Origin of the sequence: Streptomyces sp. NPDC008125 (genome assembly GCF_042957125.1) — a bacterium.
GTDB lineage: Bacteria > Actinomycetota > Actinomycetes > Streptomycetales > Streptomycetaceae > Streptomyces.
Genome location: NZ_JBIBHR010000009.1, coordinates 307,339 through 332,795 on the forward strand (window position 1 = coordinate 307,339; position 25,457 = coordinate 332,795).

The 25,457-nt window shown below is 72.2% G+C and carries 16 protein-coding genes; 7 read left to right on the forward strand and 9 right to left on the reverse strand.

The window, feature by feature from the left end; translation table 11 throughout:
* Window positions 1-111: 111 nt before the first annotated feature.
* Both ACFZAX_RS18120 and ACFZAX_RS18125 read right to left on the reverse strand, forming a co-directional pair.
* Window positions 112-1,323 carry a MarR family transcriptional regulator gene (locus ACFZAX_RS18120; protein WP_390962576.1) on the reverse strand — a complete coding sequence of 404 codons (1,212 nt, stop codon included), beginning with the start codon at window positions 1,321-1,323 and terminating at the stop codon, window positions 112-114.
* 448 nt (window positions 1,324-1,771) lie between these two features.
* Window positions 1,772-2,659 carry a DUF6461 domain-containing protein gene (locus ACFZAX_RS18125; protein ID WP_390962577.1) on the reverse strand — a complete coding sequence of 296 codons (888 nt, stop codon included), beginning with the start codon at window positions 2,657-2,659 and terminating at the stop codon, window positions 1,772-1,774.
* 193 nt (window positions 2,660-2,852) lie between these two features.
* Here ACFZAX_RS18125 and ACFZAX_RS18130 point away from each other — a divergent pair, with 193 nt between their 5' ends.
* Entirely contained in the window at window positions 2,853-3,299 is a 447-nt protein-coding gene (locus ACFZAX_RS18130; RefSeq protein ID WP_390962579.1) for a VOC family protein, read from the forward strand.
* A 26-nt stretch (window positions 3,300-3,325) separates the two neighbouring features.
* Here the strand turns inward: ACFZAX_RS18130 and ACFZAX_RS18135 are convergent, their stop codons facing one another.
* The 5 genes from ACFZAX_RS18135 to ACFZAX_RS18155 are packed head-to-tail and all read right to left on the reverse strand — an operon-like array spanning window position 3,326 to window position 9,165.
* Window positions 3,326-4,312, reverse strand: a complete 987-nt coding sequence (locus ACFZAX_RS18135; RefSeq protein ID WP_390962580.1) for a hypothetical protein — start codon at window positions 4,310-4,312, stop codon at window positions 3,326-3,328.
* Window positions 4,309-5,973 carry a polysaccharide deacetylase family protein gene (locus ACFZAX_RS18140; RefSeq protein ID WP_390962581.1) on the reverse strand — a complete coding sequence of 555 codons (1,665 nt, stop codon included), beginning with the start codon at window positions 5,971-5,973 and terminating at the stop codon, window positions 4,309-4,311. The genes ACFZAX_RS18135 and ACFZAX_RS18140 overlap by 4 nt, the downstream gene beginning before the upstream one ends.
* On the reverse strand, window positions 5,970-6,164 hold the full coding sequence (locus tag ACFZAX_RS18145; RefSeq protein WP_390962582.1) for a hypothetical protein: 195 nt from the start codon (window positions 6,162-6,164) through the stop codon (window positions 5,970-5,972). Before ACFZAX_RS18145 ends, ACFZAX_RS18140 begins: the two co-directional genes overlap by 4 nt.
* Window positions 6,161-7,705: a glycosyltransferase gene (locus ACFZAX_RS18150; RefSeq protein WP_390962583.1), complete on the reverse strand. Its 1,545-nt coding sequence runs from the start codon at window positions 7,703-7,705 to the stop codon at window positions 6,161-6,163. The genes ACFZAX_RS18145 and ACFZAX_RS18150 overlap by 4 nt, the downstream gene beginning before the upstream one ends.
* Window positions 7,702-9,165, reverse strand: coding sequence for a nucleotide sugar dehydrogenase (locus ACFZAX_RS18155; RefSeq protein ID WP_390962584.1), 1,464 nt, complete (start codon window positions 9,163-9,165; stop codon window positions 7,702-7,704). Before ACFZAX_RS18155 ends, ACFZAX_RS18150 begins: the two co-directional genes overlap by 4 nt.
* Window positions 9,166-10,082: 917 nt before the next feature.
* Between ACFZAX_RS18155 and ACFZAX_RS18160 the strand changes: the two genes are divergently transcribed.
* Window positions 10,083-12,125 (forward strand): M4 family metallopeptidase, encoded by a 2,043-nt coding sequence (locus ACFZAX_RS18160; RefSeq protein ID WP_390962585.1) that lies wholly within the window; start codon window positions 10,083-10,085, stop codon window positions 12,123-12,125.
* Between the two features lie 137 nt (window positions 12,126-12,262).
* On the opposite strand, the gene glgP is transcribed toward ACFZAX_RS18160, so the two are convergent.
* Window positions 12,263-14,998 carry an alpha-glucan family phosphorylase gene (gene glgP, locus ACFZAX_RS18165; protein WP_390962586.1) on the reverse strand — a complete coding sequence of 912 codons (2,736 nt, stop codon included), beginning with the start codon at window positions 14,996-14,998 and terminating at the stop codon, window positions 12,263-12,265.
* A 696-nt stretch (window positions 14,999-15,694) separates the two neighbouring features.
* Here glgP and ACFZAX_RS18170 point away from each other — a divergent pair.
* The 4 genes from ACFZAX_RS18170 (at window position 15,695) to glgB (ending at window position 23,650) form a co-directional block, all read left to right on the forward strand.
* On the forward strand, window positions 15,695-17,695 hold the full coding sequence (locus tag ACFZAX_RS18170) for a maltotransferase domain-containing protein (RefSeq protein ID WP_390962587.1): 2,001 nt from the start codon (window positions 15,695-15,697) through the stop codon (window positions 17,693-17,695).
* Window positions 17,692-19,398: a maltose alpha-D-glucosyltransferase gene (treS, locus tag ACFZAX_RS18175; protein WP_266709274.1), complete on the forward strand. Its 1,707-nt coding sequence runs from the start codon at window positions 17,692-17,694 to the stop codon at window positions 19,396-19,398. Before ACFZAX_RS18170 ends, treS begins: the two co-directional genes overlap by 4 nt.
* 239 nt (window positions 19,399-19,637) lie before the next feature.
* A complete protein-coding gene (locus tag ACFZAX_RS18180; protein WP_390962588.1) occupies window positions 19,638-21,080 on the forward strand; it encodes a maltokinase in 1,443 nt (480 codons plus the stop codon).
* A 131-nt stretch (window positions 21,081-21,211) separates the two neighbouring features.
* Complete coding sequence (gene glgB / locus ACFZAX_RS18185; protein ID WP_390962589.1) at window positions 21,212-23,650, forward strand: 1,4-alpha-glucan branching enzyme; 2,439 nt, start codon at window positions 21,212-21,214, stop codon at window positions 23,648-23,650.
* Here the strand turns inward: glgB and ACFZAX_RS18190 are convergent.
* Entirely contained in the window at window positions 23,601-24,506 is a 906-nt protein-coding gene (locus ACFZAX_RS18190) for a helix-turn-helix domain-containing protein (RefSeq protein WP_390962590.1), read from the reverse strand. The genes glgB and ACFZAX_RS18190 overlap by 50 nt on opposite strands.
* A 49-nt stretch (window positions 24,507-24,555) precedes the next feature.
* On the opposite strand from ACFZAX_RS18190, the gene ACFZAX_RS18195 reads away from it, so the two are divergent.
* Window positions 24,556-25,035 carry a DUF2000 family protein gene (locus ACFZAX_RS18195; RefSeq protein ID WP_390962591.1) on the forward strand — a complete coding sequence of 160 codons (480 nt, stop codon included), beginning with the start codon at window positions 24,556-24,558 and terminating at the stop codon, window positions 25,033-25,035.
* The last annotated feature ends 422 nt before the right edge of the window (window positions 25,036-25,457 follow it).

Here is a 25,457-nt window from a genome sequence, read left to right on the forward strand (position 1 = left end):
GGCTTTTCACGCGTTCCGCGTCGGCGGGCGTGCTCCGTAACTTCACCGGCTACCGAATCCCCGACCCACCGTCTGGCCGTACCGCACGGCGCCCAGCCAGGTGGCGCCGCATCACGGCGTCCGCATCAGGTTGCGGAGACCGGCGACGAGGGCCGGGACATCGCGTTCGACCTGTGCCGGAACCACAGCCGGTTCGGCGGGTTCCGGGGCTTGGTGGGCTTTGCGGCAGGAGGCGCAGAGGCCGTCGGGGAGTGCTTCGGCGCGGGCGGGGCGTCCGCAGTCGGTGCACTCCACCAGGAGGCGGCGTGCGGGGGCGTCGGGGGTGCCCGGTGCCGGGACCGGCGGCGGGGTGGGGGTCGCGGGCAGGTGGGGCGGCATCTTGTCGGTGAGGCGGCGGCGCACCAGGCCGACGGGTGATCCGACCTGCTCGGGAAGTCCGGCGATGATCGCCGACGTCAGGTACCCGGCGCTGACACCTCGCGTGAACCAGGCGGCGGCGAGCGGCTCCAGGGCCGCGCAGTCCGCGGCGGAGAGCGCCAGGCGAGGCTCGCGGCGCCCGAGTTCGGCCAGGGCGACATAGGCGGGCGAGGGCCCCGCGGCAACGGGAGGAACACCAGCAGCAGGTGGGGCGGCAGGTGGCGCGGCAACCGGCACACCCTGCGGCGCAGAGGACAGCGACGCCGAGGACACCGGCAGGTCCGGGCCGGGGTCGGCCGGGGCGACCGCCTCGGATGTCCAGGCCGGGGACGGAGGCCGGCCGGGGGTCGATTCGGTCGGGCGCCGGCGGGGGACGACCGGGTCGGGCCGGGACGCAAGGCGCGGCTCGACGGAGGGTGCGCACGGCTGCTCGGGCGCAGAGGGCGCGCACGGCTGCTCCTGCGCGGGGGGCTCGGAGGGCGCGCACGGATGCGCGCACGCGGCGGCTTCACCTTCGAGCCTGGCGGTCCACCACTCGTTGTCGTGGGCGGTGCGCGACCAGAAGGTGAGCGTCACCCACCGGCACGGGCCGCCGCCTTCCGCCCGCCTGCGTACGCGACGCAGGTGACCGGCCACGCCGAGGGCGCGCAGAGCGGTACCGATGGCCATCTGCCCGTACAGGGGCAGGTCCTTGGCCAGCGACTTGATGTCCATCGCAGCGCCGTCGGGCAGGTGATCGACATAGGCGGCGACATACCGCTCACGCTCCGGCAGGAACGCGAAGTCACGCAGTCCGGCAGCGACTTGGCCGGACATGGTCTGCTTGCCGTAGCCGGTGTTGGCCCTGCGGTAGGGGCGGGAGGCTGCGGGGGCCGACAGGGCGGAGCTAAGGTGCTGGGTAGCCACGAGATCGTCTTTCTTTAGGGTGCGATCTTTGGTGAGACCCCGGCCTGGTGCGACAACACCGCGTCGGGGTCGATTCATTGAGGGCACCGTAAGCGCGCGTGACTCTCTGCCGCAACTTGCTCACCATTAGTCATACTTGCTGGCCGTGACGGGGGTGGGAGGTGGGGGAGGTTTCCTCAAATCCCCCTACCTACCTCCCGGATGAACAACATCGCTCGAAGCCCGGACCTCGCATCCCGACCCCCGAATCCCGGAGCTCAAGCGTCGGCTCAAGCGTCAACTCGGTCTCCTGTCGCGCCCCTCGAACGAGTGGTGGGAGAGTGATCGACCCTCGAACCCCGAGACTCGGGACTCGAGGGTCGGGGGTCGAGCCTCGGGGTCCGAGACTCGGGTCCGCCTCGTGGAACCACGGGCGCCCCGGGGCGCCCTCTGCGCGCCGTTCGCTTCCCTACTCACCCGCCCCGCGCTCCGAACGATCCACGGCCGGCAGCCCGGTGATCACGGACGGCTCGTCGTCGGTGATCACGAACGGCTCGTCGTAGGTGATCACGACCGGTGCGTTCGCCTCCGCCCGCGCACGTTCGGAGGCCGCCGCGACCTCCTCGTAGGTCCACTCCTTGTACAGCCGCTCTCCGTGGGCATCGGTGATGTCGATGACCACGCTCGTCCACTCCTCGGCAGGCTGTTCGGGGACGAGGCCCAGTTCGTACGTGGCGTCCCGGAGGAAGGATTCGGTGACGCGTACGCCGGTGAGTCTCTCGGCCAGGGCGAGGACCGCTGCCTTCCCGTCGAACCGGTCAGTGTCCGGGGCGTTCTCGTCGTGCTCTCCCTCGGGAGTCAGCGGGAAGCCGACTTCCCGCAGCAGAGGCACCAGCTCGTCGGGGCTGCTGCCGTGGCGCGCCGAGGGGCCCTCGAAGGACGTACGGAGCTCGCCCTCCTCGTACCAGTCGAAGAGATGGATGGGCTTGCCGCCGTTGCTCGAATGCACCACCACCCGGCCGCCCTCCGACAACTTCTCCACGCGCGGCAGACCGAGGCCGCCGTCGAAACCGAGAACAACCGTCCAGTCACCGTCCAGACCATGGGTGTTGAAGGCGCCCGCGATGAAGGAATCGTCCCCGTAGTCGTAACCCCCCTCGGCGCGGTGGGCGTCGTCCGCCTCGGCCAGCCCGGCCGCCCCCTCTCCGGTGCCGCGCGGTTCCGCCTCCACCGCGCGCAGCACCTCGTGCGGGCTCCGCCGCTGTATCAGGGTCACGGTGTATCCCCCGTCCAACATGTGGTCGAAAAGCGGCGAGTTGCGAATCCAGGCGTAGTCGTGGGCGGTCACCGAGTTCATACGGCGCAGTGTGCCCGACGCCACTGACAATGCCCGGTGCGAGCCGGTTGCCGTGCCTGCCGCCGCGCCTGCCCGGACGCTGCTCGACGGGCGAACGGCGAACCAGCCCGCCCGCGCACCCACGCACCCGACCGCAACGCCCCCGGTCGTACCGCCCCCGTCACCACCCCGCCCCGCCCGGTACAGTCCGCCCATGGCAGCCAGAATCGACCTCACGCTCGACTGCACGGACGCGCAGCTCCTCGCCAGGTTCTGGCGGGAGGCGCTGGGCTACGTCGACGAGCCGCCGCCCGCCCCCTTCGCGACGCGCGCGGAGTGGCTCGCCCAGTTCGACCTGCCGGAGGGCGAGTCCGTGGACGACGGGGCCTGGCTCTGCGATCCGGACGGTATCGGTCCCCGGCTCGCGATCCTCAAGGTCTCCGAGCCCAAGACGGCCAAGAACCGGCTCCACATCGACATCCGGGTGCCGGGCCACGGCACGCCCGACGAGCGCTGGGCGCGGATCATGGCGGAGGCCGTACGTCTGGTCGCGGCGGGCGGGGTCGTACGGGAGGAGTTCACCGGGCACCATCTCGTCCTGGCCGACCCCGAGGGCAACGAGTTCTGCGTCGCGGCGGGCCCGGCCACGACCCTCGTCTGAGGGACCGGCACGACCTGCAGACGACCTCACGGAGCCGGGCACGGTACGGCGGTGAACGCGGCGAACCGCAGTTCGGTGTTGTCGCCTCGCACTCCGACCCCGCCGGGGCCGGCGAGTACCCCGGGTCCGGTGTCCACGGCCTCGGCGACCGCCCGCCCGTCGACGAGGAGCCGCAGGCGGACGGTGGCCTCGGCCGTGGTGCGTACCTGCGCCTCGACGAGGTGCCAGGTGTCGTACGGGATCGCGCAGGGCGCCTGCGCGAGGGTCGTGTACGTGCCCTCCGTGCCGTCGGCGGCTCCGGGCGGCAGCCACTTGCGCTTGATGACGACGAGGCCGTCGCGCCGCCGGAAGCTCAGCGCGTACAGCTCCTGGGGGCTGCGGTAGCGGAGCCAGAGGTGTCCGCCGTCCCAGTCCGTCGCGGGCGTACGGGCGGTGGTGCCGGGGGGCCGGAGCAGGACCCGGGCGTGTACGGCCGTGTCCGCGAAGTCCCGTCGTACGGTCACCGCGCGCAGCACCGAGGAGCCGGTGTGCAGCAGGGAGAGCGGGTCCGGGGAGAGCCCGTCGGGGACTCCGCTCCAGGCGGTGCCCCGGTCCGCGAAGAGCGATCCGCTGGTGACGGCCCAGTCGGGGTGGGTGCGGGCGTCGGCGGCACCGGGGTGCCGGTGGGCGTACTCGTTGGTGATCAGGCCGGAGCGCGGGAAGACGGCGAGGAAGGTGGTGGCGTCCGGAACTCCGCAGGTGAGAGAGGTTCTGCCGGTTCGCGCCGGGGCCGGAGTCGGAGCCTGGAGTGCTGTCTCGCCCTCGGTGTCGCGGGCTTCCGCGCCTCGCGGTCCCCCGGCTCCTGCCCAGTCCGCCCCGGTTCCCGCCCCGGTCTGCGCCCCGGTCTCCGACGAGCCTCCGGCCGACGGCCCGTCGGTCAGCGGCAGGACGCCCGTCGTGGCCGCGAGCCCCAGCCCGACCACCGCGCGGCGGCTGTACCCGGGAGCGGGCCCTTCCTGCCGCCGACGGCTCACCGCGCCTCCCCCGCCGGGGCGGCCCCGGCCGTGTCCGTACCGGCTCGGGTCACGGCCGCCGTGTCCGTACCGGCTCCCGCTCCGGCTCCGGGCAGTGCGGCGACCCGGAGGGAGGCGAAGCGGGGCCACTCCCCCTCGGCGTCGCCGTTGCGGATGTTGAGGGCGAGGCCGCCCCGGCCGTTCCCGCCGGCGGCCCCCGGCTCGGTCCAGTCGATCCGGAAGCGTCCGTCGACCACGACCTCGGTACGGTCGCCCCGCACGGTGACGCGCACCCGGTGCACGGTGTCGTCGCGGAGCGTGCGCCGCGCGACTTCGGCCCGCCGGTCCCCGGTGCCCGCGAAGAGGCTGACGTAACTGTGGCTCAGGGAGACCGTGAGGGGTGCCAGGCTGCCGTCGCGTACGACGATGCCGACGTTGTTCGTCGCCTCGCGCAGCCGGTCGACCGTCGCGTCCACCGTGTAGTCGGTCCAGTCCGCCGCGGCGACGGGCCGGTAGGCGGCCTCCGCGTACCCCGTCCTGCCCGGGTAGGGCCCCCGGCCGGTGAAGACGGCGGTGAAGTCCCCGGCACCGCCCCGGGCCGGCGTACCCGTGGGCTCCCAGCGGTCCGTGTCCTTCAGCGGGTCGGGGCAGGCGGCCGGGGACACCGCGGTCCAGAGTTCCAGTCCGGCGCGGAACCCGGGGAGGTCCGTCGCCCGGGTGATCTCCATGCGCCGTACCTCCCCCGCCGCCGCGGCGCGCCGTCCGGCGGGGAGCGGCCGGCCGGAGTTGTTCGTCAGGACGGCGGTGAACCGGCGGGCCAGTTCGCGCCGGAGGACGTCGTTGGGGGTACGGGAGCCGACGGGGTCGGACGCTTCCGACGCCTCGGAGAAGGGGTACGCGAAGAGGCGCGGCCGGGGCAGTCCGTGCCGGGCGATCTCCGCGAGCGAGGTGTCCAGGTCCCCGGCGATCCTCGCCCGGTACTCGTCCACGCGCTCCGGCCGCCGTTCCCCGGGCAGCCAGAGGCGGCTGGAGAGCGCCGACGCCCGCGTACCGGCCGCGTCCACCTCGCCCCGCCGGTGCTGGGCGTGGGTGTGGTCCTCGAAGTCCCACCGGCCGGTGGCGGCCATGCGCCCGATCTCCTGCCAGGAGAGGTAGTACGGGCGGTGGCGGCCCACCGATCCGGTGATCAGGAACGCCGCCGCGTGCATCCGGTACTTGGCGAGGATGCGGTCGGCGTGCACCCAGAGTCCGTGGGTGCCGTCGTCGAAGGTGAGGTAGACGGACCGGCGGGCGGGCGGGGCTCCCCCGTCGAGGTAGCGGACGAACTCCTCGGTGGTCAGGCTCCGGTAGCCGGCCCTCGCCAGGGTGGCGAGCTGCGCGTCGAAGTCCTCGGGGGTCACGGTGTACTTGCCGCGGCCCCCGGGCCCGATGTCGTGGTACGCCAGCACCACGGGGGGCGCCGCCGCGTCCGATGCCGGTCCGCCCGCTCCGACGGCGGGCGGTCCTCCGGCGGGCGGTCCTCCGGCGGGCGGGGCCGCCTGCGGGGTGACCGCCCTGCGGTGGGATTCGTACCGCCACGCCGCGTAGAACGGCAGGGCGACCAGTGCCAGGGCCAGCAGCCCGAGCAGGGCCCGTACCGCCGCCGCCCGCACCCGCGCGGGGGCCGGGACGTCGCGGCTCACGGCAGGTCTCCCCGGAACAGCACCAGCAGGTAGAGCACGAGGACCGCGCAGGCGGTCAGCGCCCCCGCCAGCAGCCGGCCCGCGCGGCGGGCCGCGCCGCCGTCGGACGCCCCCGGAGCACCCGCCCCCGCGCCACCCCGGTTCTCCTCGCCCAGCCGCCAGCCGCTGGACCTCCGGTCGCCCGCCCTCACGTCGCGCTCCTCGACCAGATACCGCGCCGGACGGTGAGCAGGGAGTACGGGAGCAGCCAGGCGAGTACCACCGAGGAGAAGAGGGACATCAGGGGGCGGTATCTCCAGCGGGTGTCACCGGGGTGGTCGACCCGGTAGGCGAGGCCCCAGACGCAGCCCTTGAGCAGGACCCCGCAGACGTAGAGGAGGGTGAGGACGTACGCGCCCTGGAGGGGGGCCCGGACCAGGTGGAGGAGGGCCATCAGCGGCGCGGCGAGCACCCAGAGCACGTGTCCGTAGAAGAGGACGGCCGGTCCGGGGCCCCTGCGCCACATGAAGGAGCCGGTGAAGAAGAGGTTGCGGACGAAGCTCTTCTTCCAGCGGACCTGCTGGCGCATCAGGGGGGCGAGGCGGGCGGGGACGTTGGTACGGACGTGGGCCGACCGGACGTAACCGACCCGCCAGCGGCGTTCGGGGTGGTCCTCGGCCGAGACGAACGGGGAGTCGCGGTAGCGGTCCTTCAGGGACCGGCCGATCCAGGCCTGCCCGAGGACGTATCCGGTCAGCTGGCGGTCGGTGGCGAACCGGAAGGGGGCGCCCAGGAAGCGGTCCCCGGCCCAGGCGGGGAGGTAGTTGACGATCGCCTCCCGGCGGAAGACGGCGAGCGGTCCGGAGACGCAGGAGACCGAGCCGAAGGAGGACTCCGCCGCTTTGGCGATCCTGAACTGGCCCTCGTACCAGACGTCTTGTACACGGGTCAGAAGCGACGCGTCCGGGTTGAGCGCCCTGCAGTGCCCGCTGACGGCGCCGAGGTCCGGATGGCGGTCGAGGGCGTCCACACAGCGGCGGAGCGCGTCGGGCGCCAGCACGCAGTCGGAGTCGGTGAACGCGATGACCTCGGCGTCTGCGTGGGCGCACGCGGCGACCAGGGCGTGCTTCTTCCCGACGTTCTCGTCCAACAGCATGACGGTGACGCCGAGTTCGTCCCGCAGCCGGACCAGGATCTCGCGGGTCCCGTCGGTGGAGAAGTCGTCCACCACGATGATCCGCACCCCGGGACAGTCCGAGGCGGCCATGGAGCGGACACACGCCTCGATGGCACCGGCCTCGTCCTTCACAGCGAGCAGGAAGTCGACGCGCGGCCGGGCGGCGAGCGGCGGGAAGCCGGGGTCGGGCTCCCGGGGCCCGGAGGTCGTCGAGGGGTCCTCGTACCGGCTGTAGGCGAGGTACAGCACGGCGATCGTGCCCGCGAGGACCACCAGGCCGTACACCGGGACGGTGGTCAGGCGCGGCAGCCGGAGCGCCTGACGGGCCAGGAGGACGGTCAGCGGCATCAGGCAGAGCAGCACCAGCAGCCGGCGCACCCCGCGCCCGGCCCCGGGGGCCGCCGCCGCGAGCCACCGGGTGAGGGACCGGGCGAGCCGGCGCACGGGGTGGACAGGGCGGGCGGGCGCGGGGGCGCGCCCGGGGACGGACCGTCGGGCGGCGGGCGGGCGGGGCGGGGCGCCGGGGGTGCGGTCGGCGGGGGTCCGGTCGGCGGTGGTGCGGTCGGTCAGGGTCATACGGGCTCCCCCACCGGGCCGACCGGCCCGGCCGAACCCTGCGGCCCGACCGAACCGACCGAACCCTGCGGCCCGACCGACGCGGCCACGCCCTGCGACACGGCAGACCCGGCCGAACCGGCCGAACCGGCCGAACCGGCCGGCCCTACCGAACCGACCGACCCGGACCCGGCCGCCCGGTGCGCTCCCGCTTCGGCCTGCGCCGCTCCGGACACCCCGCCCGCCCGGTAGGTCCCGGCGGTGCCGGGCCCCCTGCGGTCCTGGGAGATGTCCAGCACCGTGTGTTCGGGGCCCAGCCGGCTCAGATCGGCGCCGGGGTGCAGGGTGTGCAGCACCACCAGGTCCCACCGCTGCTCCCACGGGTCGGCGAGGCCGGTCAGCGTGGCGCCGCGCAGCTGGGCGCGGGGCACCAACGGGTCCGTGAAGGCGACCGTCGCGCCCCAGTCCGCGAGCAGCCCCATGATCTCCAGCGCGGGGCTTTCGCGGACGTCCGCGACGCCCCGCTTGTACGCGATCCCGACCATCAGCACGCGCGCCCCGGCGACCGGAATTCCCCGTGCGGCGAGCTTCGCCGTGATGAGCCCCGCCATACGGCCGGGGCGTTCCGCGATGGCCCGCATCGACGCGTCGACGACCGGCGACGGAATCCGTTCGGCCCTCAACTGCCAGAGCAGGTAATGCGGATCGCACGGAATGCAGTGACCGCCCACCCCGGGGCCCGGGTAGAAGGGCATGAAGCCGTACGGCTTGGTCGCCGCCGCGTCGATCACCGCTCGGGGTTCCAGTCCGAAAACCGCGCAACTGTCGGCCAATTCGTTCGCCAGCGCGATATTGACGGCCCGGAACGTGTTCTCCCAGAGTTTGGTCATCTCGGCGAGTTCCGGACTTCCGACCGTGTGGACCGAGGGGGCGATCCGCGAGAACACCGAGGCGGCCGAGACGGTGGAGCGGCGCCCGGCGCCGCCCACGACGCGCGGGGTGAGGTCCTGGCTGTGGTCGGCGTTGCCCGGGTCGATCCGCTCGGGGGCGAACGCCACGAAGACATCGGTCTCCACCTTCATCCCCCGGGCCGCGAGCGGCGCGAGCAGCAGATCGCGGGTCGTCCCCACGTAGCTGGTGGAGGTGAGCACCAGCAGCTGGCCGGGCACCGCGTACGCGACCGCCGAGGCGCAGGCCGTGGTGAGCATGGAGAGGTCCGGCACCTGGTGGCGGTCCACGGGGGTGGGGACGCAGATGACCACGGTGTCCGCCCAGGCGGAGGCCCGGGGGTCGTCCGTGAGCAGGAAGGCCGCGTCGAGCAGGGCGTCCGCCAGGCGTTCACGGTCCCGCGGCGCCAGGTCCACGGCGCCCGCGCGGATGTCGCGCAGCCGGTCCGCGCTGACGTCGATCCCGATCACCCGTACCCCCGACGCCCGTAGCGCCAGGGCCGTCGGCAGCCCGACGTACCCCAGTCCGATCACGGCGACGGCTCTTCCGTGGCGCTCCGTCCGGGACAGCGGAACGCGGAACGGCGTACCCTCCTCCGGCGCCGGATCGGGGCCGGGCGGGGCACCCGGGCCGGTAAAGGCGCTCGGTTGCGAGGGCGTTGGGGAAATCCGCTCGGGTTCGGTACGCCCCTGGGCGGGAACGTCGCCCGCCGGAGCGGGAGATGCCGGATGTTCCGGCCCGGAGTTCGCGCCCGGCTCGACCGGATTCTGATGTCGTCCTGTCACCACGGACGAATCGTGCCCGATTCGTCACGAAAGAGGGGGACGGACACGGCGCGAGAGCGCGATCGGGTATTTCCCGCCATCCGTTCGCATACTCATCATTTCAATGAGCCCTGCCCGATGGCGAATACGGGCGCCATCCCCGGCAATTCGACGATGAAATGATCGTACGACCATGCCGGCGAGTCGTCATACGTACGGCTGTACGCACCCCGGGCAACCTCCCAGCCCCCACCCCCGGCCCCCCGCCCCCGGACCCCCACCCGCAGGGCCCCGCACCCCGGCCCGTGCCGCGCTCAGCCACTCCCCGCACCCCCGCTCACCACGCGCCAGGCATGGCTCGTTATGAGCCATGCGCCCCGAGCGTCTCAGCACGTGAGCCGCAGCCCCGGAACCCCGAAATTTTCGAACAGGCCGCATGCGGCCGTGCCCCGCCGTTCTCGGTGGTTACGGGGCCGGACGGTCGGCAGGTGTAGGTGCGACGAAGATCGACGAAACGTCCGCTTAACGAACACCGACCACCCGGCAACGGACGAGTTCTGGCCAAATCATTGACGCGCTCCTGACACGGACCCGCCGCGACTGTCACTCTTCCGTCGTTCCGCGCACCGCCTGCACTGCCGACCGGGCCACTGCCCGCCGGTACCCCCCTCGCAGAAGGAGTCCGCGTGAGACTCACGCACAGCCGTCGCACCACCGCGACCGGCGCACTGATAGCCGCGGCGGCCCTGGTCGCCGTGGGAGTCACCTCGCCCTCGGCGACCGCCACCCCCGCCTCGGCCCCGGCGGTCTCCCCCGCTCTGGGCAAGGTCGACTCGGGTGCGCTTCCCGCGGCGCTCTCCCCCGCCCAGCGTGCCGCCCTGATCTCCGCGGCCGACGCGGACAAGGCGACCACCGCCAAGGAGCTCGGGCTCGGTTCGACGGAGAAGCTCGTCGTCCGTGACGTCGTCAAGGACGCCGACGGCACGGTGCACACCCGTTACGAGCGCACCCTCGGCGGGCTGCCGGTCCTCGGCGGCGACCTGGTCGTCACGTCGGACACGGCCGGCACCACCGAGTCCGTCACCAAGGCGTCCCCCGCCACCACCGCGCAGCTGAAGGCCGTCGGCACCGTCGCCGACGTCGCCCCGGCCACCGCTGAGAAGCAGGCGCTCAGCGCGGCCTCGGCCGACGGTTCGAAGGCCACCGCGGCGAGCCGGGCTCCCCGCAAGGTGGTCTGGCTGGCGGGCGGGACCCCGAAGCTCGCCTTCGAGACGGTGGTCGGCGGCCTCCAGGAGGACGGCACCCCCAACGAGCTGCACGTCGTCACCGACGCCACCTCCGGTGCCAAGCTCTTCGAGTGGCAGGGCATCGAGACCGGTACCGGCAACACGCAGTACAGCGGCACCGTCACCCTCGGCACCTCGGGCACCACGGGTTCGTACAACCTGACCGACTCCACGCGTGGCGGGCACAAGACGTACAACCTGAACCACGGCACCTCGGGCACCGGGACGCTCTTCTCCGGCGCGGACGACGTCTGGGGCAACGGCGTCGGCACCAACACCGAGACCGCCGCCGCGGACGCCCACTACGGCGCCGCCGAGACGTGGGACTACTACAAGAACGTCCACGGCCGCACCGGCATCAAGGGCAACGGCGTCGCCGCCTACTCCCGCGTCCACTACGGCAACAACTACGTCAACGCCTTCTGGACCGACAGCTGCTTCTGCATGACGTACGGCGACGGGTCGGGCAACGCCGCCCCGCTGACCTCGCTCGACGTCGCGGCCCACGAGATGTCGCACGGTGTCACCGCCGCCACCGCCGGCCTGGTCTACAGCGGTGAGTCCGGTGGCCTCAACGAGGCGACCAGCGACATCTTCGCGGCGGGTGTGGAGTTCTACTCCAACACCACGGCCGACCCGGGCGACTACCTCGTCGGCGAGAAGATCGACATCAACGGCGACGGCACCCCGCTGCGCTACATGGACAAGCCGAGCAAGGACGGCGGGTCGTACGACTCGTGGTTCTCCGGCATCGGCAGCTCCGACGTCCACTACTCCTCGGGCCCGGCGAACCACTTCTTCTACCTGCTCTCCGAGGGCAGCGGCGCCAAGACCGTCAACGGCGTCTCCTACAACTCGCCGACCTCGGACGGCCTCGCCGTGACCGGTATCGGCCGCGACAAGGCGCTGGCGATCTGGTACCGGGCGCTCACCACGAAGTTCACCACGACGACCAACTACGCCTCCGCGCGTACCGGTACCCTCGCCGCCGCCGGTGAGCTGTACGGCACGACGAGCGCCGAGTACACCGCCGTGGCCAACGCCTGGGCCGGTATCAACGTCGGCACGCGTCCCGGTGGTACGACGCCCCCCACCGGGACCGTCTTCACCAACAGCACCGCCGTCTCGATCCCGGACAACGGCGCCGCGGTCACCAGCTCGATCACCGTCTCCGGTGTCACCGGCAACGCCCCCAGCACCCTCCAGGTCGGCGTGGACATCACCCACACCTGGCGCGGTGACCTGGTCGTCGACCTCGTCGGCCCGAACGGGACCTCGTACCGGCTGAAGAGCTCCTCGTCGAGCGACTCGGCCGACAACGTGGTGGCGACCTACACGGTCAACGCCTCGGCACAGGTCGCCAACGGTGTCTGGAAGCTGAAGGTGCAGGACGTCGCCTCGAGCGACACCGGCAAGATCAACAGCTTCAAGCTCACCTTCTGACCCACCCGGCCGGCCCGGTCACGAACCGGACGGCCACCGGCCGCCGGGCGGGCGGCCGGTCACGCACACCGGACGGCCCGGGAGGGGATCACCTCTCCTCCCGGGCCGTCCACGCGTTCCCCGAAGGGCGCTCCCGGTCAGCGGAGCACCGGGCCGCCCTCCTCCTCCCCGACCGTCGCGTCCGGCAGGGCCACCAGGCCGAGCTCGGCCCCGGAGGCCAGCAGCGGGTGCGACGGCAGGACGCGGACGGTATAGCCGTACGGACCGGTACGGTCCAGCGAGAGCGGGCCCTCGTAGATCCGGTGGTCCGCCAGGTCACCGGTACCGGTGACCTTCAGCGGGGTGGTCTGGGCGTCGACGAGAGCGTCGCCGGAGTCCACGCGCCCGGCGACGACCTGCACCTCCAGGTCCTCCGGGGCGAGCCCGCCCAGCGCGATGCGGACCCGCAGCGCGAGGGTGGCGCCCAGCTCGGCCGAGCCGCTCGCGGCGGCTTCGGTGACCGTCTCGACGTGGTCGACGGCCACCTGCGGCCACGCTGCCCGTACCTTCGACTTCCACGCGGCGAGGTCCCGCGCGGCCGGGGCGTCGAGCGCCCGCCGGGACACCGCGGCGGGGGCGTAGAGCCCCTCCACGTACTCCCGGACCATGCGTCCGGCGAGGAGTTTCGGACCGAGGGCGACCAGGGTGCGGCGGACCATCTCGATCCACCGCTCGGGCAGCCCGTGCTCGCCCCGGTCGTAGAAGCGCGGGGCGATCCTGTCCTCGATCAGCGCGTAGAGGGCGTCGGCCTCCAGTTCGTCGCGCCGGTCGTCGTCCACGGCACTGCCGTCGGCGGTCGGGATCGCCCAGCCGAAGTCCGGCTCGAACCACTCGTCCCACCAGCCGTCGCGCACCGAGAGGTTGAGACTGCCGTTGAGGGCGGCCTTCATCCCGCTCGTGCCGCACGCCTCCAGCGGGCGCAGCGGATTGTTGAGCCAGACGTCGCAGCCGGGGTAGAGCTTCTGCGCCATGGCCATGCCGTAGTCGGGCAGGAAGACGATCCGGTGGCGGACCTGGGCGTCGTCGGCGAAGCGGACCAGCTCCTGGATCAGCCGCTTCCCGCCGTCGTCGGCAGGGTGGGCCTTGCCCGCGACGACGATCTGGATGGGCCGGGCCGGGTGGAGCAGCAGCCGGGTCAGCCGGTCCTTGTCCCGGAGCATCAGGGTGAGCCGCTTGTACGAGGGGACCCGGCGGGCGAAGCCGATGGTGAGGACGTCGGGGTCGAGGACCCCGTCGATCCAGCCGAGTTCGGCGGTGCCGGCGCCGCGCCTGCGCCAGGAGGCGTAGAGCCGTTTGCGGACCTCGGTGACGAGCTGTTCGCGCAGCACCCGGCGCAGGTCCCAGATCTCGCGGTCGGGGATGGCGGAGACCGCGTCCCAGCGGCGGGGTGTGCCGGTGCGGTCGACGCCGTTCCCGGTGGCCACCTCCCCGCCGGCGAGCGCGTCCCGGGCACGGTCCTCGCCGACCTGCCGGGCGCCCAGGCGCAGCACCTCGGGGGCGACCCAGGTCGGGGCGTGCACGCCGTTGGTGACGGAGGTGATGGGCACCTCCGCCGGGTCGAATCCCGGCCAGAGCCCGGAGAACATCTCCCGGCTGACGGCCCCGTGGAGGGTGGAGACGCCGTTGGCGCGCTGGGCGAGCCTGAGTCCCATGACCGCCATGTTGAAGATGCCGGGGGTGCCGCCCTCGTACGTCTCCTCGCCGAGGGCGAGGACGCGGTCGACGGGGACTCCGGGGAGTTCCCCGTCGTCACCGAAGTGCCGGGCGACGAGCTGGCGGTCGAAACGGTCTATCCCGGCGGGGACGGGGGTGTGGGTGGTGAAGACGGCACCGGCCCGGACGATTTCGAGCGCGGAGTCGAAGTCGAGTTCTCCGCCCCCGAGTTGTCCGGTCGCCTGGTCCGGTCCGCCAGGGTGTCCGGGTGCCCGGTCGGCGCCGATGAGCTCCCGGACGCGTTCGAGTCCCAGGAACCCGGCGTGGCCCTCGTTGGTGTGGAACACCTCGGGGGCGGGTGCGCCGGTGAGCCGGCACCAGGTGCGCACGGCGCGCACCCCGCCGATGCCGAGGAGCATCTCCTGGAGGAGCCGGTGGTCGCTGCCGCCGCCGTACAGCCGGTCGGTGACGTCGCGTTCGCCGGGGGCGTTCTCCTCCACGTCGGAGTCGAGCATGAGGAGGGGGACGCGGCCGACCTGGGCCTTCCAGACGCAGGCGTGCAGGGAGCGTCCGCCGGGCAGGGCGAGCACCACCCGGGCGGGGGTTCCGTCGTGTTCGCGCAGCAGGGTGACCGGGAGCTCGTTGGGGTCGAGCACCGGATAGGTCTCCTGCTGCCAGCCGTCGCGGGAGAGCGACTGGCGGAAGTAGCCGTGCCGGTAGAGCAGGCCGACGCCGATGAGCGGGACGCCGAGGTCGCTGGCGGCCTTGAGGTGGTCGCCGGCGAGGATGCCGAGTCCGCCGGAGTACTGCGGCAGCGCGGCCGTCACTCCGAACTCGGGTGAGAAGTAGGCGATGGAGCTGGGTAGTTGGCTGCCCTGGTCGAGCCGGCTCTGGTACCACCGGTCTCCGGTGAGGTACCCGTCGAGCTCGTCGGCGGCCTCGCCGAGGCGGCGGAGGAACTCCTCGTCGCGGGCGAGTTCGGCCAGCCGGGAGGCGGAGACGGAGCCCAGGAGCCGCACGGGGTCGGCGTCCTCCGGCCGCCACCCCTCGGGGTCGACGGACCGGAAGAGCTCCTGGGTCTCGGTATGCCACGACCACCGCAGATTGCGCGCGAGGTCGTGCAGGGGTCGCAGGGAGTCGGGGAGGACGGGACGTACGGTGAACCGACGAATGGCCTTCACGCGTTCCACCTTTACAGGGGAGTTGCGAATCCGAGGGGACGCCGCACCACGGTGTGCGCCGCTCCACCACGACGACGGTAACGGCCTGCCGCCCCGCACGGCCACGGCGCACGGAGTGGCGGCGCGGTCCGGCGCACGTCCGCGAGCCCTCGCGCCGCCCTCCTCGGCCGCCCCAAAAGCCCCGTTGGTCCCGGCAACCCCGGCCGCTCCGAACGGATATGGCTGATTTCACCCCCTCGGGCGACCTTGTGGGCCCGGGCCGGCCGGGAGAGGCTTCCGGGGTGGCGAACCCACCGGGAGGTGCGAGTCGCCTGAGCGCGGGTACCCGGTGACTCGTGTGACGCCGCACGCCCGGAGTCCGGCGTCGGACGCGCGCGGCGTCCGGATGACGACCCAGTAGTTAACACGGCGACGGGTTGACCACGCGAAATCGGTGGGAAGGCTACCCGCGTACGCAGCCGACCCGGCATCACACGTCCTCGCGCACACCCCGCAGCGTGCGCACCGTCCCCGCGCATGCCAGCCATTCGAGTGCCATTCGAGTGAACGCGGACAGGAGCGGCCATGCCCACAGCCCGTCAGCAGACAGCTGAGCAGCTACAAAGGACTGATCCCCATTCTCGCGGCACGCGGATGCGGTCCTCGCCGCGCGTGCCGTCATCCCCGCACGCCCCGCTCCAGCTTTCAGGTGATGTCATGATCGGTCGTATCCCCGTCCTGGACGTCCGCCCGCTCGTCGACTGCGGCAGACGCCCGGCGAAGGCGGTGGTGGGCGAGACCTTCCAGGTCTCCGCCACCGTCTTCCGCGAAGGCCATGACGCGGTGGCGGCCAACGTCGTACTGCGCGACCCGAGCGGTCGGCGCGGCCCCTTCGTGCCGCTGCGCGAACTGGCCCCCGGCACGGACCGGTGGGGAGCCGACGTCACCCCGGACTCCGAGGGGCGCTGGACGTACAAGGTCGAGGCGTGGAGCGACCCGCTGACCACCTGGCGGCGGCTCGCGCAGATCAAGATCCCGGCCGGCATCGACACCGAACTGGTGCTCGCCGAGGGTGCGGCGCTCCACGAGCGTGCCGCGTCGGGCGTTCCGAAGAAGGACGGGCGGGAGGCGGTTCTGGCCGCCGTCGACGCGTTGCGCGATGCCACGCGCACGCCCGCCGACCGGCTGGCGGCGGCGCTCACCCCGGCGGTGGCCGACCCGCTCGCCCGCTTCCCGCTGCGCGAACTGGTCACCGCTTCGCGCCCCCTTCCGCTGGTCGTCGAGCGCCCGCGTGCGCTGTACGGCGCGTGGTACGAACTCTTCCCGCGCTCCGAGGGCGCCCGCCGTGAAACCCTCCCCGGCGGCGGAACGCGGCTGGTCAGCGGCACGTTCCGGACGGCGGCCGAGCGGCTGCCGGCGGTGGCCGCGATGGGCTTCGACGTCGTCTACCTGCCACCGGTCCACCCCATCGGCACCTCCCACCGCAAGGGTCCGAACAACACCCTGACGGCGGGCGCCGACGACCCGGGCGTGCCCTGGGCGATCGGTTCGGCGGACGGCGGCCACGACGCGGTCCATCCCGACCTCGGCACGCTGGAGGACTTCGACCACTTCGTGGAGACCGCCCGCACCCTGCGGATGGAGATCGCGCTGGACTTCGCGCTCCAGTGCTCCCCCGACCACCCCTGGGTGAAGGAGCACCCGGAGTGGTTCCACCACCGCCCGGACGGCTCGATCGCGTACGCCGAGAACCCGCCGAAGAAGTACCAGGACATCTACCCGATCGCCTTCGACAAGGACATGCGCGGGCTGGTCACCGAGACCGTGCGGGTGCTGCGGTTCTGGATGGACCGGGGGGTGCGGATCTTCCGGGTGGACAACCCGCACACCAAGCCGGTCGTTTTCTGGGAGCGGGTGATCGGGGAGATCAACGGCTCCGACCCGGACGTGCTCTTCCTCGCCGAGGCGTTCACCCGCCCGGCGATGATGCACACGCTGGCGAAGGTCGGTTTCCAGCAGTCGTACACGTATTTCACCTGGCGGAACACGAAGCAGGAGCTCACGGAGTACGCCACCGAGGTCTCCGGCGATGCCGCCGCGTACATGCGGCCCAACTTCTTCGTGAACACCCCCGACATCCTTCCCGGTTACCTCCAGGAGGGCGGACGGCCGGCCTTCGAGGCACGGGCCGTGCTGGCCGCGACGCTCTCCCCGTCCTGGGGCGTGTACGCGGGATTCGAGCTGTGCGAGAACACCCCGGTGCGCCCGGGGAGCGAGGAGTACCTGCACTCGGAGAAGTACGAACTCAAGCCCAGGGACTGGGAGTCGGCCGAGCGGGAGGGACGCTCGCTGGCTCCGCTGATCACGTCGCTCAACCGCATCAGGCGCCGCCATCCGGCCCTCCGGCAGCTGCGTGACGTCCACTTCCACTCCGTCGACAACGACGCGCTGATCGCGTACAGCAAGCGCTCAGGATCGAACACCCTCCTGGTGGTCGTGAACCTCGACCCGCACCACACCCAGGAGGCCACGGTCTCGTTGGACATGCCGCAACTCGGCCTCGACTGGCACGAGAGCGTGCCGGTGCGCGACGAGCTCACCGGCGCCACCTATCACTGGGGCAGGGCCTTCTATGTGCGCCTAGAGCCGGGTATCACGCCCGCGCACATCGTCGTCCTGCGACCGTCCCCGCCGACCGGAGGGTCACCCACACCATGATCGTGAATGAGCCTGTTCCCGACACCTTCGAGGACACACCCGCCAAGGACCGGGACCCCGACTGGTTCAAGCGCGCCGTCTTCTACGAGGTACTCGTCCGGTCCTTCCAGGACTCCAACGGCGACGGCATCGGAGACCTCAAGGGCATCACCGCCAAGCTGGACTACCTCCAGTGGCTGGGCATCGACTGCCTCTGGCTGCCGCCGTTCTTCAAGTCGCCACTGCGCGACGGCGGTTACGACGTCTCGGACTACACCGCGGTCCTTCCGGAGTTCGGCGACCTCGCCGACTTCGTGGAGTTCGTGGACGCCGCGCACCAGCGCGGCATGCGCGTCATCATCGACTTCGTCATGAACCACACGAGCGACCAGCACGAGTGGTTCCAGCAGTCCCGGTCGGACCCCGACGGGCCGTACGGCGACTACTACGTCTGGGCCGACGACGACAAGCAGTTCCCCGACGCGAGGATCATCTTCGTCGACACGGAGACCTCGAACTGGACCTTCGACCCGGTGCGCAAGCAGTACTACTGGCACCGGTTCTTCTCGCACCAGCCCGACCTCAACTACGACAACCCGGCGGTGCAGGAGGAGATCATCTCCGCCCTCCGGTTCTGGCTGGACCTCGGCATCGACGGATTCCGCGTGGACGCCGTGCCGTACCTCTACCAGCGCGAGGGCACCAACTGCGAGAACCTGCCCGAGACCCACGGCTTCCTCAAGCGGGTCCGCAAGGAGATCGACGCCAACTACCCGGACACCGTGCTGCTCGCCGAGGCCAACCAGTGGCCCGAGGACGTCGTCGACTACTTCGGCGACTACCAGGCCGGCGGCGACGAGTGCCACATGGCGTTCCACTTCCCGGTGATGCCGCGCATCTTCATGGCGGTCCGGCGGGAGAGCCGCTACCCGGTCTCCGAAGTCCTCGCCAAGACACCCGCGATCCCGAAGAACTGCCAGTGGGGCATCTTCCTGCGCAACCACGACGAGCTCACCCTCGAAATGGTCACGGACGAAGAGCGCGACTACATGTACGCGGAGTACGCCAAGGATCCGCGGATGCGCGCCAACATCGGCATCCGGCGCCGCCTCGCCCCGCTGCTGGACAACGACCGCAACCAGATCGAGCTGTTCACCGCCCTGCTGCTGTCGCTGCCCGGCTCCCCGATCCTCTACTACGGGGACGAGATCGGGATGGGCGACAACATCTGGCTGGGCGACCGCGACGGGGTGCGCACCCCGATGCAGTGGACACCCGACCGCAACGCCGGCTTCTCCTCCAGCGACCCCGGCCGGCTCTTCCTGCCCACGATCATGGACCCGGTCTACGGCTACCAGGTCACCAACGTCGAGGCGTCGATGGCGTCGCCCTCCTCGCTGCTGCACTGGACCCGCCGGATGATCGAGATCCGCAAGCAGAACCCGGCCTTCGGACTGGGCGAGTACACCGAACTTCCGTCGTCCAACCCGGCGGTGCTCGCGTTCACCCGCGAATACGGGGACGATCTCGTGCTGTGCGTCCACAACTTCTCGCGGTTCGCACAGCCGACCGAGCTCGATCTGCGCTCGTTCAACGGACGCCACCCGGTCGAACTGATCGGCGGCGTGCGGTTCCCGGCCGTCGGCGAGTGGCCCTACCTGCTCACTCTCGCCGGCCACGGCTTCTACTGGTTCCGCCTGCGGAAGGAAGCCCCGGCCATCTGACGGGCTTCACCGGGTCGTTACGACCGGAGAACGGTACGCACGGCTCCTGCGGGACGGTTTCCACCGTCCCGCACGGGGCACTCTCCCCCACATCGAGCGCTGGAGGACCCGGACGGCCGTTGGGCCATTCGAGTCCGTACGGACCATCCTCACCCGACACGTCCCGCACAGCCGGACAGCCATTGCCGCAATCCGGGACACTCCTCGCATCTGTGTGCCCGGGGAAAGGACGCGATGCCATGTCGGAGGCTGCATCCACTCACGTCGCCCTGGCGAAGAGCACCACGAAACAGGCGCCCCACCCGCAACCCCATCCGCGGCCCGGGGGCGTCGCGGCAGGGACGGCACTGCTGCCCTCACTCGCCCCACTGCTCCACGACTGGCTGCCCCGGCAACGGTGGTTCGCCGGCAAGGGCCACCCGGTGGCCGGGTTCACCCTGGTCTCCGCGACCGAGATACTGCCGGTGGACTCCTCGGCGACCGGCCCCGGACTGCTCCACCTCCTGGTCCGGGTCCACCAGCCGGGCCTGCCCGCCCGCGCCACAGGTGACTGCTACCAGCTCCTGCTGGGAGTCCGGACCGACCTGCCGCCGAGCCTGGCCTCCGCCCTCATCGGGCGGGTGACGGACGGCCCGCTGGCCGGCCGCACCGTGTACGAGGGCCTCCACGACCCCCGCCTCGCGGGACTGCTGCTGGAACGGTTCCGCCGCCCGGGGCCGCTCGGAGCGCTCCGCTTCGAGCGCGCGGAAACGATTCCGGCGGGGCTCGCGCCCCGGCTGCTGGACACCGAGCAGTCCAACTCCTCGCTCGTCTTCGGCGACGCGTACATCCTGAAGATCCTGCGGAGAGTCTTCCCCGGGACCAACCCGGACCTGGAACTGCCGCTCGCCCTCGTCGGCGAGGGCTGCGGACGGGTGCCCGCACCCGTCGCCTGGTTCGAGGCCACCACCCCGGAACCGCTCACCCTCGGAGTGCTGCAACCCTTCCTGCGCGGTGCCGAGGACGGCTGGCAACTGGCGCTCGCCGCGCTCGCGGGGGGACGCGACTTCGTCCCCGAAGCGCACGCGCTCGGCCGGGCCACCGCCGAGGTCCACACCGCGCTCGCCTCCGCCCTGCCGGGCCCGGACCTGCGCCTGCCCGCCATCGAGCAGCTGGTCGCCGGGATGACCCAGCGGCTGGAGTCGACCGCGCAGGCGGTCCCCGCGCTCCTGCCGTACGTCCCCGCGCTGCGCGCCGCCTTCGACGCGGTGGCGGAGCTCGGACACCGGGGCCGCTCCTGGGCCACCCACCGGGTCCACGGCGATCTGCACCTCGGACAGACCCTCCGCGCCGCCGACGGGTTCTGGTCACTGATCGACTTCGAGGGCGAACCCGCCCGGCCGCTCGCCGAACGCCGCAGCCCGCAGCCGCCGGTGCGCGACGTCGCCGGAATGCTCCGGTCCTTCGACTACGCGGCCCGCTCCCACCGCCCGTGGAGCGACGCGTGGGCGGAGCGCTGCCGCTCCGCGTACTGCGAGGGGTACGCCGACGTCTCGGGCACCGACCCGCGCAGCGAACCCGAGCTGCTGCGCGCCCACGAGACGGACAAGGCGGTGTACGAGGTCCTGTACGAGGCACGGCACCGCCCCGACTGGCTGCCCGTCCCGATGGCCGCCATCCAGCGGCTGGCCGCGTCCACCTGATCCGGGTCCGCGCGGCATCCCCGCCGCGCGGCCCGGTGGACCCGCGGGCGCACCCCGGCCCGTCGGTCCGCCCCTTCCGCACGCCCCGCCCCTCCCCCGCACCGACCGACCCCCCGAGGAGGCCGTCCCCCGTGACCGCCCGTAAGCCGTCCAGGAAGAAGCCCACCCCCGTCGAAACCGAGGTCGTACCAGCCCCGCAGCCGGTGACGACCGGGACGGCCGACGTGCCGGAGCCTGCGGCCTCCGCCGCGACCGCCACGGTCACCACGACCGCGCCCGCCCCGGCAGACGCTCCCCCGGCGAAGCGCCCCAAGGCCGAGCGGCAGACCGGTGTGCCGCCGCACCCCCGACGCGGCGGCACCGACGTCCGCGAGGGCGTCCGGCCCGCGCCCGCGCTGCACGACGCGGACCGGGGCCGGCTGCTCGCCGGCGAGCACCACGCCCCGCACGACCTGCTGGGAGCACACCCGTACGACGGCGGAGTGCTGGTGCGGGTGCTGCGTCCGTACGCGCGTGCCGTGACGGTGCTCGCGGACGGGCTCCGCGCCGAACTCCTGGACGACGGAGACGGCTTCTTCTCCGGCGTGCTGCCGCTCGGGGCCGTGCCGGAGTACCGGCTGCTGGTCGCCTACGCGGACGACGAGGTCGAGATCGACGACCCGTACCGCTTCCTGCCCGCCATCGGTGAGCTGGACCTGCACCTGATCGGCGAGGGCAGGCACGAGGAGCTGTGGACCGCGCTGGGCTCACGGATCATGGAGCACCAGGGGGTCGCCGGAACGCGGTTCACGGTGTGGGCGCCCAACGCACGGGGGGTGCGGATCGCGGGCGACTTCACCTACTGGGACAGCACCGGGCTGCCGATGCGTTCGCTCGGGTCGACGGGGGTGTGGGAGCTGTTCCTCCCCGGCGTGGGCGAGGGCGCGCTCTACAAGTTCGACATCTGCCGCCCGGACGGCTCGCACACCCTGCGCGCCGACCCGATGGCCCGCGCCACGGAGGTACCGCCCGCCACCGCCTCGGTCGTCACGGCCTCGCACTACGTGTGGCAGGACGGCGACTGGATGGACCGGCGCGGCGACCGTCCGGTGCACGAGGCCCCGTTCTCCGTATACGAAATCCACCTCCCCTCCTGGCGCCCGCGCCTGACGTACCGCCAGCTCGCGGACCAACTGCCGGCCTACGTCAAGGAACTGGGTTTCACGCATGTCGAGCTGATGCCAGTGTCCGAGCATCCGTTCGGTGGCTCCTGGGGCTACCAGGTGACCGGTTTCTACGCGCCGACCTCCCGCATGGGCACCCCCGACGACTTCCGCCACCTGGTGGACTCGCTGCACCGGGCGGGCATCGGCGTGATCATGGACTGGGTGCCCGCACACTTCCCGCGCGACGAGTGGGCCCTGGCGGAGTTCGACGGACGTCCGCTGTACGAGCACTCCGACCCGTCCCGCGCGGCACACCCGGACTGGGGCACCCTGGAGTTCGACTACGGCCGCACCGAGGTGCGCAACTTCCTCGTCTCCAACGCCACTTACTGGTGCGAGGAGTTCCACATCGACGGGCTGCGGGTCGACGCGGTCGCCTCCATGCTCTACCTCGACTACTCCCGCGAGGACGGCCAGTGGTCGCCCAACGAGCACGGCGGCCGGGAGAACCTGGACGCGGTGGCCTTCCTGCAGGAGATGAACGCGACCGTCTACCGCCGCAACCCCGGGGTGGTGACGATCGCCGAGGAGTCCACCGCCTGGAACGGCGTCACCCGCGCCACCCACCACACCGGCCCGGACGGCTTCGGCGGGCTCGGGTTCGGGCTGAAGTGGAACATGGGCTGGATGCACGACTCCCTCACCTACATGGAGAAGGAGCCGGTACACCGCAAGTACCACCACAACGAGATGACCTTCTCGATGGTGTACGCGTACAGCGAGAACTACGTGCTGCCGATCTCGCACGACGAGGTGGTGCACGGCAAGCAGTCGCTGGTCTCGAAGATGCCCGGCGACTGGTGGCAGCAGCGCGCCAACCACCGCGCGTACCTCGGCTTCATGTGGGCCCACCCGGGCAAGCAACTCCTCTTCATGGGGCAGGAGTTCGCGCAGGGCGCCGAGTGGTCGGAGGGCCACGGCCCGGACTGGTGGCTGCTCGACCCGGCGTACGAGGCGTCCGGCGACCACCGCGGCGTACGCGACCTGGTCGGCGACCTGAACGCGGTGTACGGCGCGGTCCCCGCGCTCTGGCAGCGCGACACCGACCCGGGCGGCTTCAGCTGGGTGGACGGCGGCGCGGCGGAGGACAACGTCCTCGCGTTCCTCCGTTACGACGCGGACGGCTCCCCGCTGCTCGCGGTCTCCCACTTCTCCCCGGTGGTCCGCCACGACTACCGGCTCGGAGTTCCGGAGTCCGCCGAGAGCTGGGTCGAGGTGCTGAACACCGACGCGGCCCGCTACGGCGGCAGCGACGTCCGCAACGAGGAGCCGCTGAAGCCGGAGGAGGTACCGGCGCACGGCCGCCGGGCCAGCATCACGGTGACCCTGCCGCCGCTGGCGACGGTCTGGTTCCGCCCGGCCTGACCCGCCGCGGTCGGACCCCCGCACCACCGGAAGCCCGGACCCCGCGGTCCGGGCTTCCCGGCGTCCCGCCGGCGTACCGGCCCGGGGTGGTGCCCATGATCCGCTTGAAGTGCCGGGTGAGGTGCGACTGGTCGTGGAACCCGGCGGCGGTGGCCACCTCACCCGGCGGCAGCCCGTCGAGCAGCAGGCGGCGGGCCAGGTCGACGCGGCGGGAGGTCAGGTACTGGTGCGGGGCGATGCCGAACGCGCCGCTGAAGGCCCGCACGAGATGGGTGGGGTGGGCGTGCACCAGCCGCGCGGCCTCGGTCAGAGTGAGCCCCTCGGGCAGCCGCTCGTCGAGCAGGTCACGCAGGTCCCGGGCGACGCCGTGGCCGTCGGCTACAGCACTGCTGTGCTCGGCTGCGGGGCTCAGGAGCGTGCGGAGCCGTTCGCCGACGAAGGCCAGCCGGCTCTCCGCCTCGAAGGCGTCACCGGGGTGCGCGAGCGCCGCGTGCAGCTGCCCGACGCGGGCGCGCAGCAGCGGGTCGGTGAAGTCCGGGTGATCGACGGCCGGCCCGATGAGGCTCGCGTCGAGCTGCGTCATGTCGAGGTAGACGACGCGCTTGCGGAAGCCGTGCGCCGTGGCGGGCGAGCCGTTGTGCGGGACCTGCGGCGGCAGCAGGCTCACGGTGTCGCGCGGGGTGCCGCGCTCGTACCGGTCGAGGTCGTAACGGACGGCTCCGTCGTCGACGATCAGGAGGGTCCAGGAGTCGTGGACGTGCATGGGGTAGGCGTGCTCGGTGAAGTGGGCGTGCAGGACCTCGACGACGCCCGCGACGTGCGGGCGCCACGCGGAGATCTCCTGCTCGGACGTCACGCAAAGAACGTACAAGACGGGACGGGACGGCATCGCGGAGTCTCGGAGGATGAACACCGAGAACGAGAACGCAGCCCCGAACGCCACCCAGGTCACCGCCCCGGACGAGAACGCCCCCGTCCGCTTCGACAACAAGATCGCCGTCCTGCTCCGCGAGGACCTGGAGACCTGGCAGCGCCTGAACGTGACCGCCTTCCTGGTCAGCGGGCTCGGCACGGTGGCGCCCGAGGTGGTCGGCGAGCCGTACGAGGACGCCGACGGAACCCCGTACATGCCGATGTTCCGCCAGCCCGTCCTGGTCTTCGAGGGGACGAAGGAGGTACTGACGGCCGCGCACAGCCGGGCGCTCTCCCGTGCGCTGCCAAGGTCCCTGTTCACTTCCGACCTGTTCGCCACGGGCAACGACCGGGACAACCGGGCGGCCGTACGGGCCGTGGGCACGGGCGCGCTCGACCTGGTGGGCCTCGCGGTGTACGGGCCGCGCAACGCGGTGGACAAGGTACTCAAGGGCGCCCGCATGCACCCCTGAGCGGGGGCGTCCGTCGTGCGCGAGGACCTCGCCGTCCACACCGGGCGGGGCCGCTCCGAGGACATGCCGCACCACAGGGGTCGTCGCCTGCCGGCAACGAAGTCGTCCGCCTGCAGCGCTCACGAAGGCGCTGCCGATGAGCTGCACGCGGCGACCCCACCAGGGCAGCCCTCAGGCTGCGGGGATGTCACCTACGACGAGCTGACCTCACCGGAGCGTGCGTTGTGGGACGCGTTCCCCGACGGGCGCCGCGTGGACATGCGCTCCGTTCCAACCCTTCGTATACACGCTCGACCTCGTCTCGTCAGTGCCCCGTAAACGCAGAAGACCCCCGTGCCACAAGGCACGGGGGTCTCCCGGAAAAATTGTTCGGCGGCGTCCTACTCTCCCACAGGGTCCCCCCTGCAGTACCATCGGCGCTG

Bases quoted from the DNA above. Each gene is read 5' to 3' on its own strand.
- ACFZAX_RS18125 (WP_390962577.1), bottom strand. From the start codon at position 2,659: ATGAACTCGGTGACCGCCCACGACTACGCCTGGATTCGCAACTCGCCG.
- ACFZAX_RS18130 (WP_390962579.1), top strand. From the start codon at position 2,853: ATGGCAGCCAGAATCGACCTCACGCTCGACTGCACGGACGCGCAGCTC.
- ACFZAX_RS18150 (WP_390962583.1), bottom strand. From the start codon at position 7,705: ATGACCCTGACCGACCGCACCACCGCCGACCGGACCCCCGCCGACCGC.
- ACFZAX_RS18170 (WP_390962587.1), top strand. From the start codon at position 15,695: ATGATCGGTCGTATCCCCGTCCTGGACGTCCGCCCGCTCGTCGACTGC.
- treS (WP_266709274.1), top strand. From the start codon at position 17,692: ATGATCGTGAATGAGCCTGTTCCCGACACCTTCGAGGACACACCCGCC.
- ACFZAX_RS18180 (WP_390962588.1), top strand. From the start codon at position 19,638: ATGTCGGAGGCTGCATCCACTCACGTCGCCCTGGCGAAGAGCACCACG.
- ACFZAX_RS18195 (WP_390962591.1), top strand. From the start codon at position 24,556: ATGAACACCGAGAACGAGAACGCAGCCCCGAACGCCACCCAGGTCACC.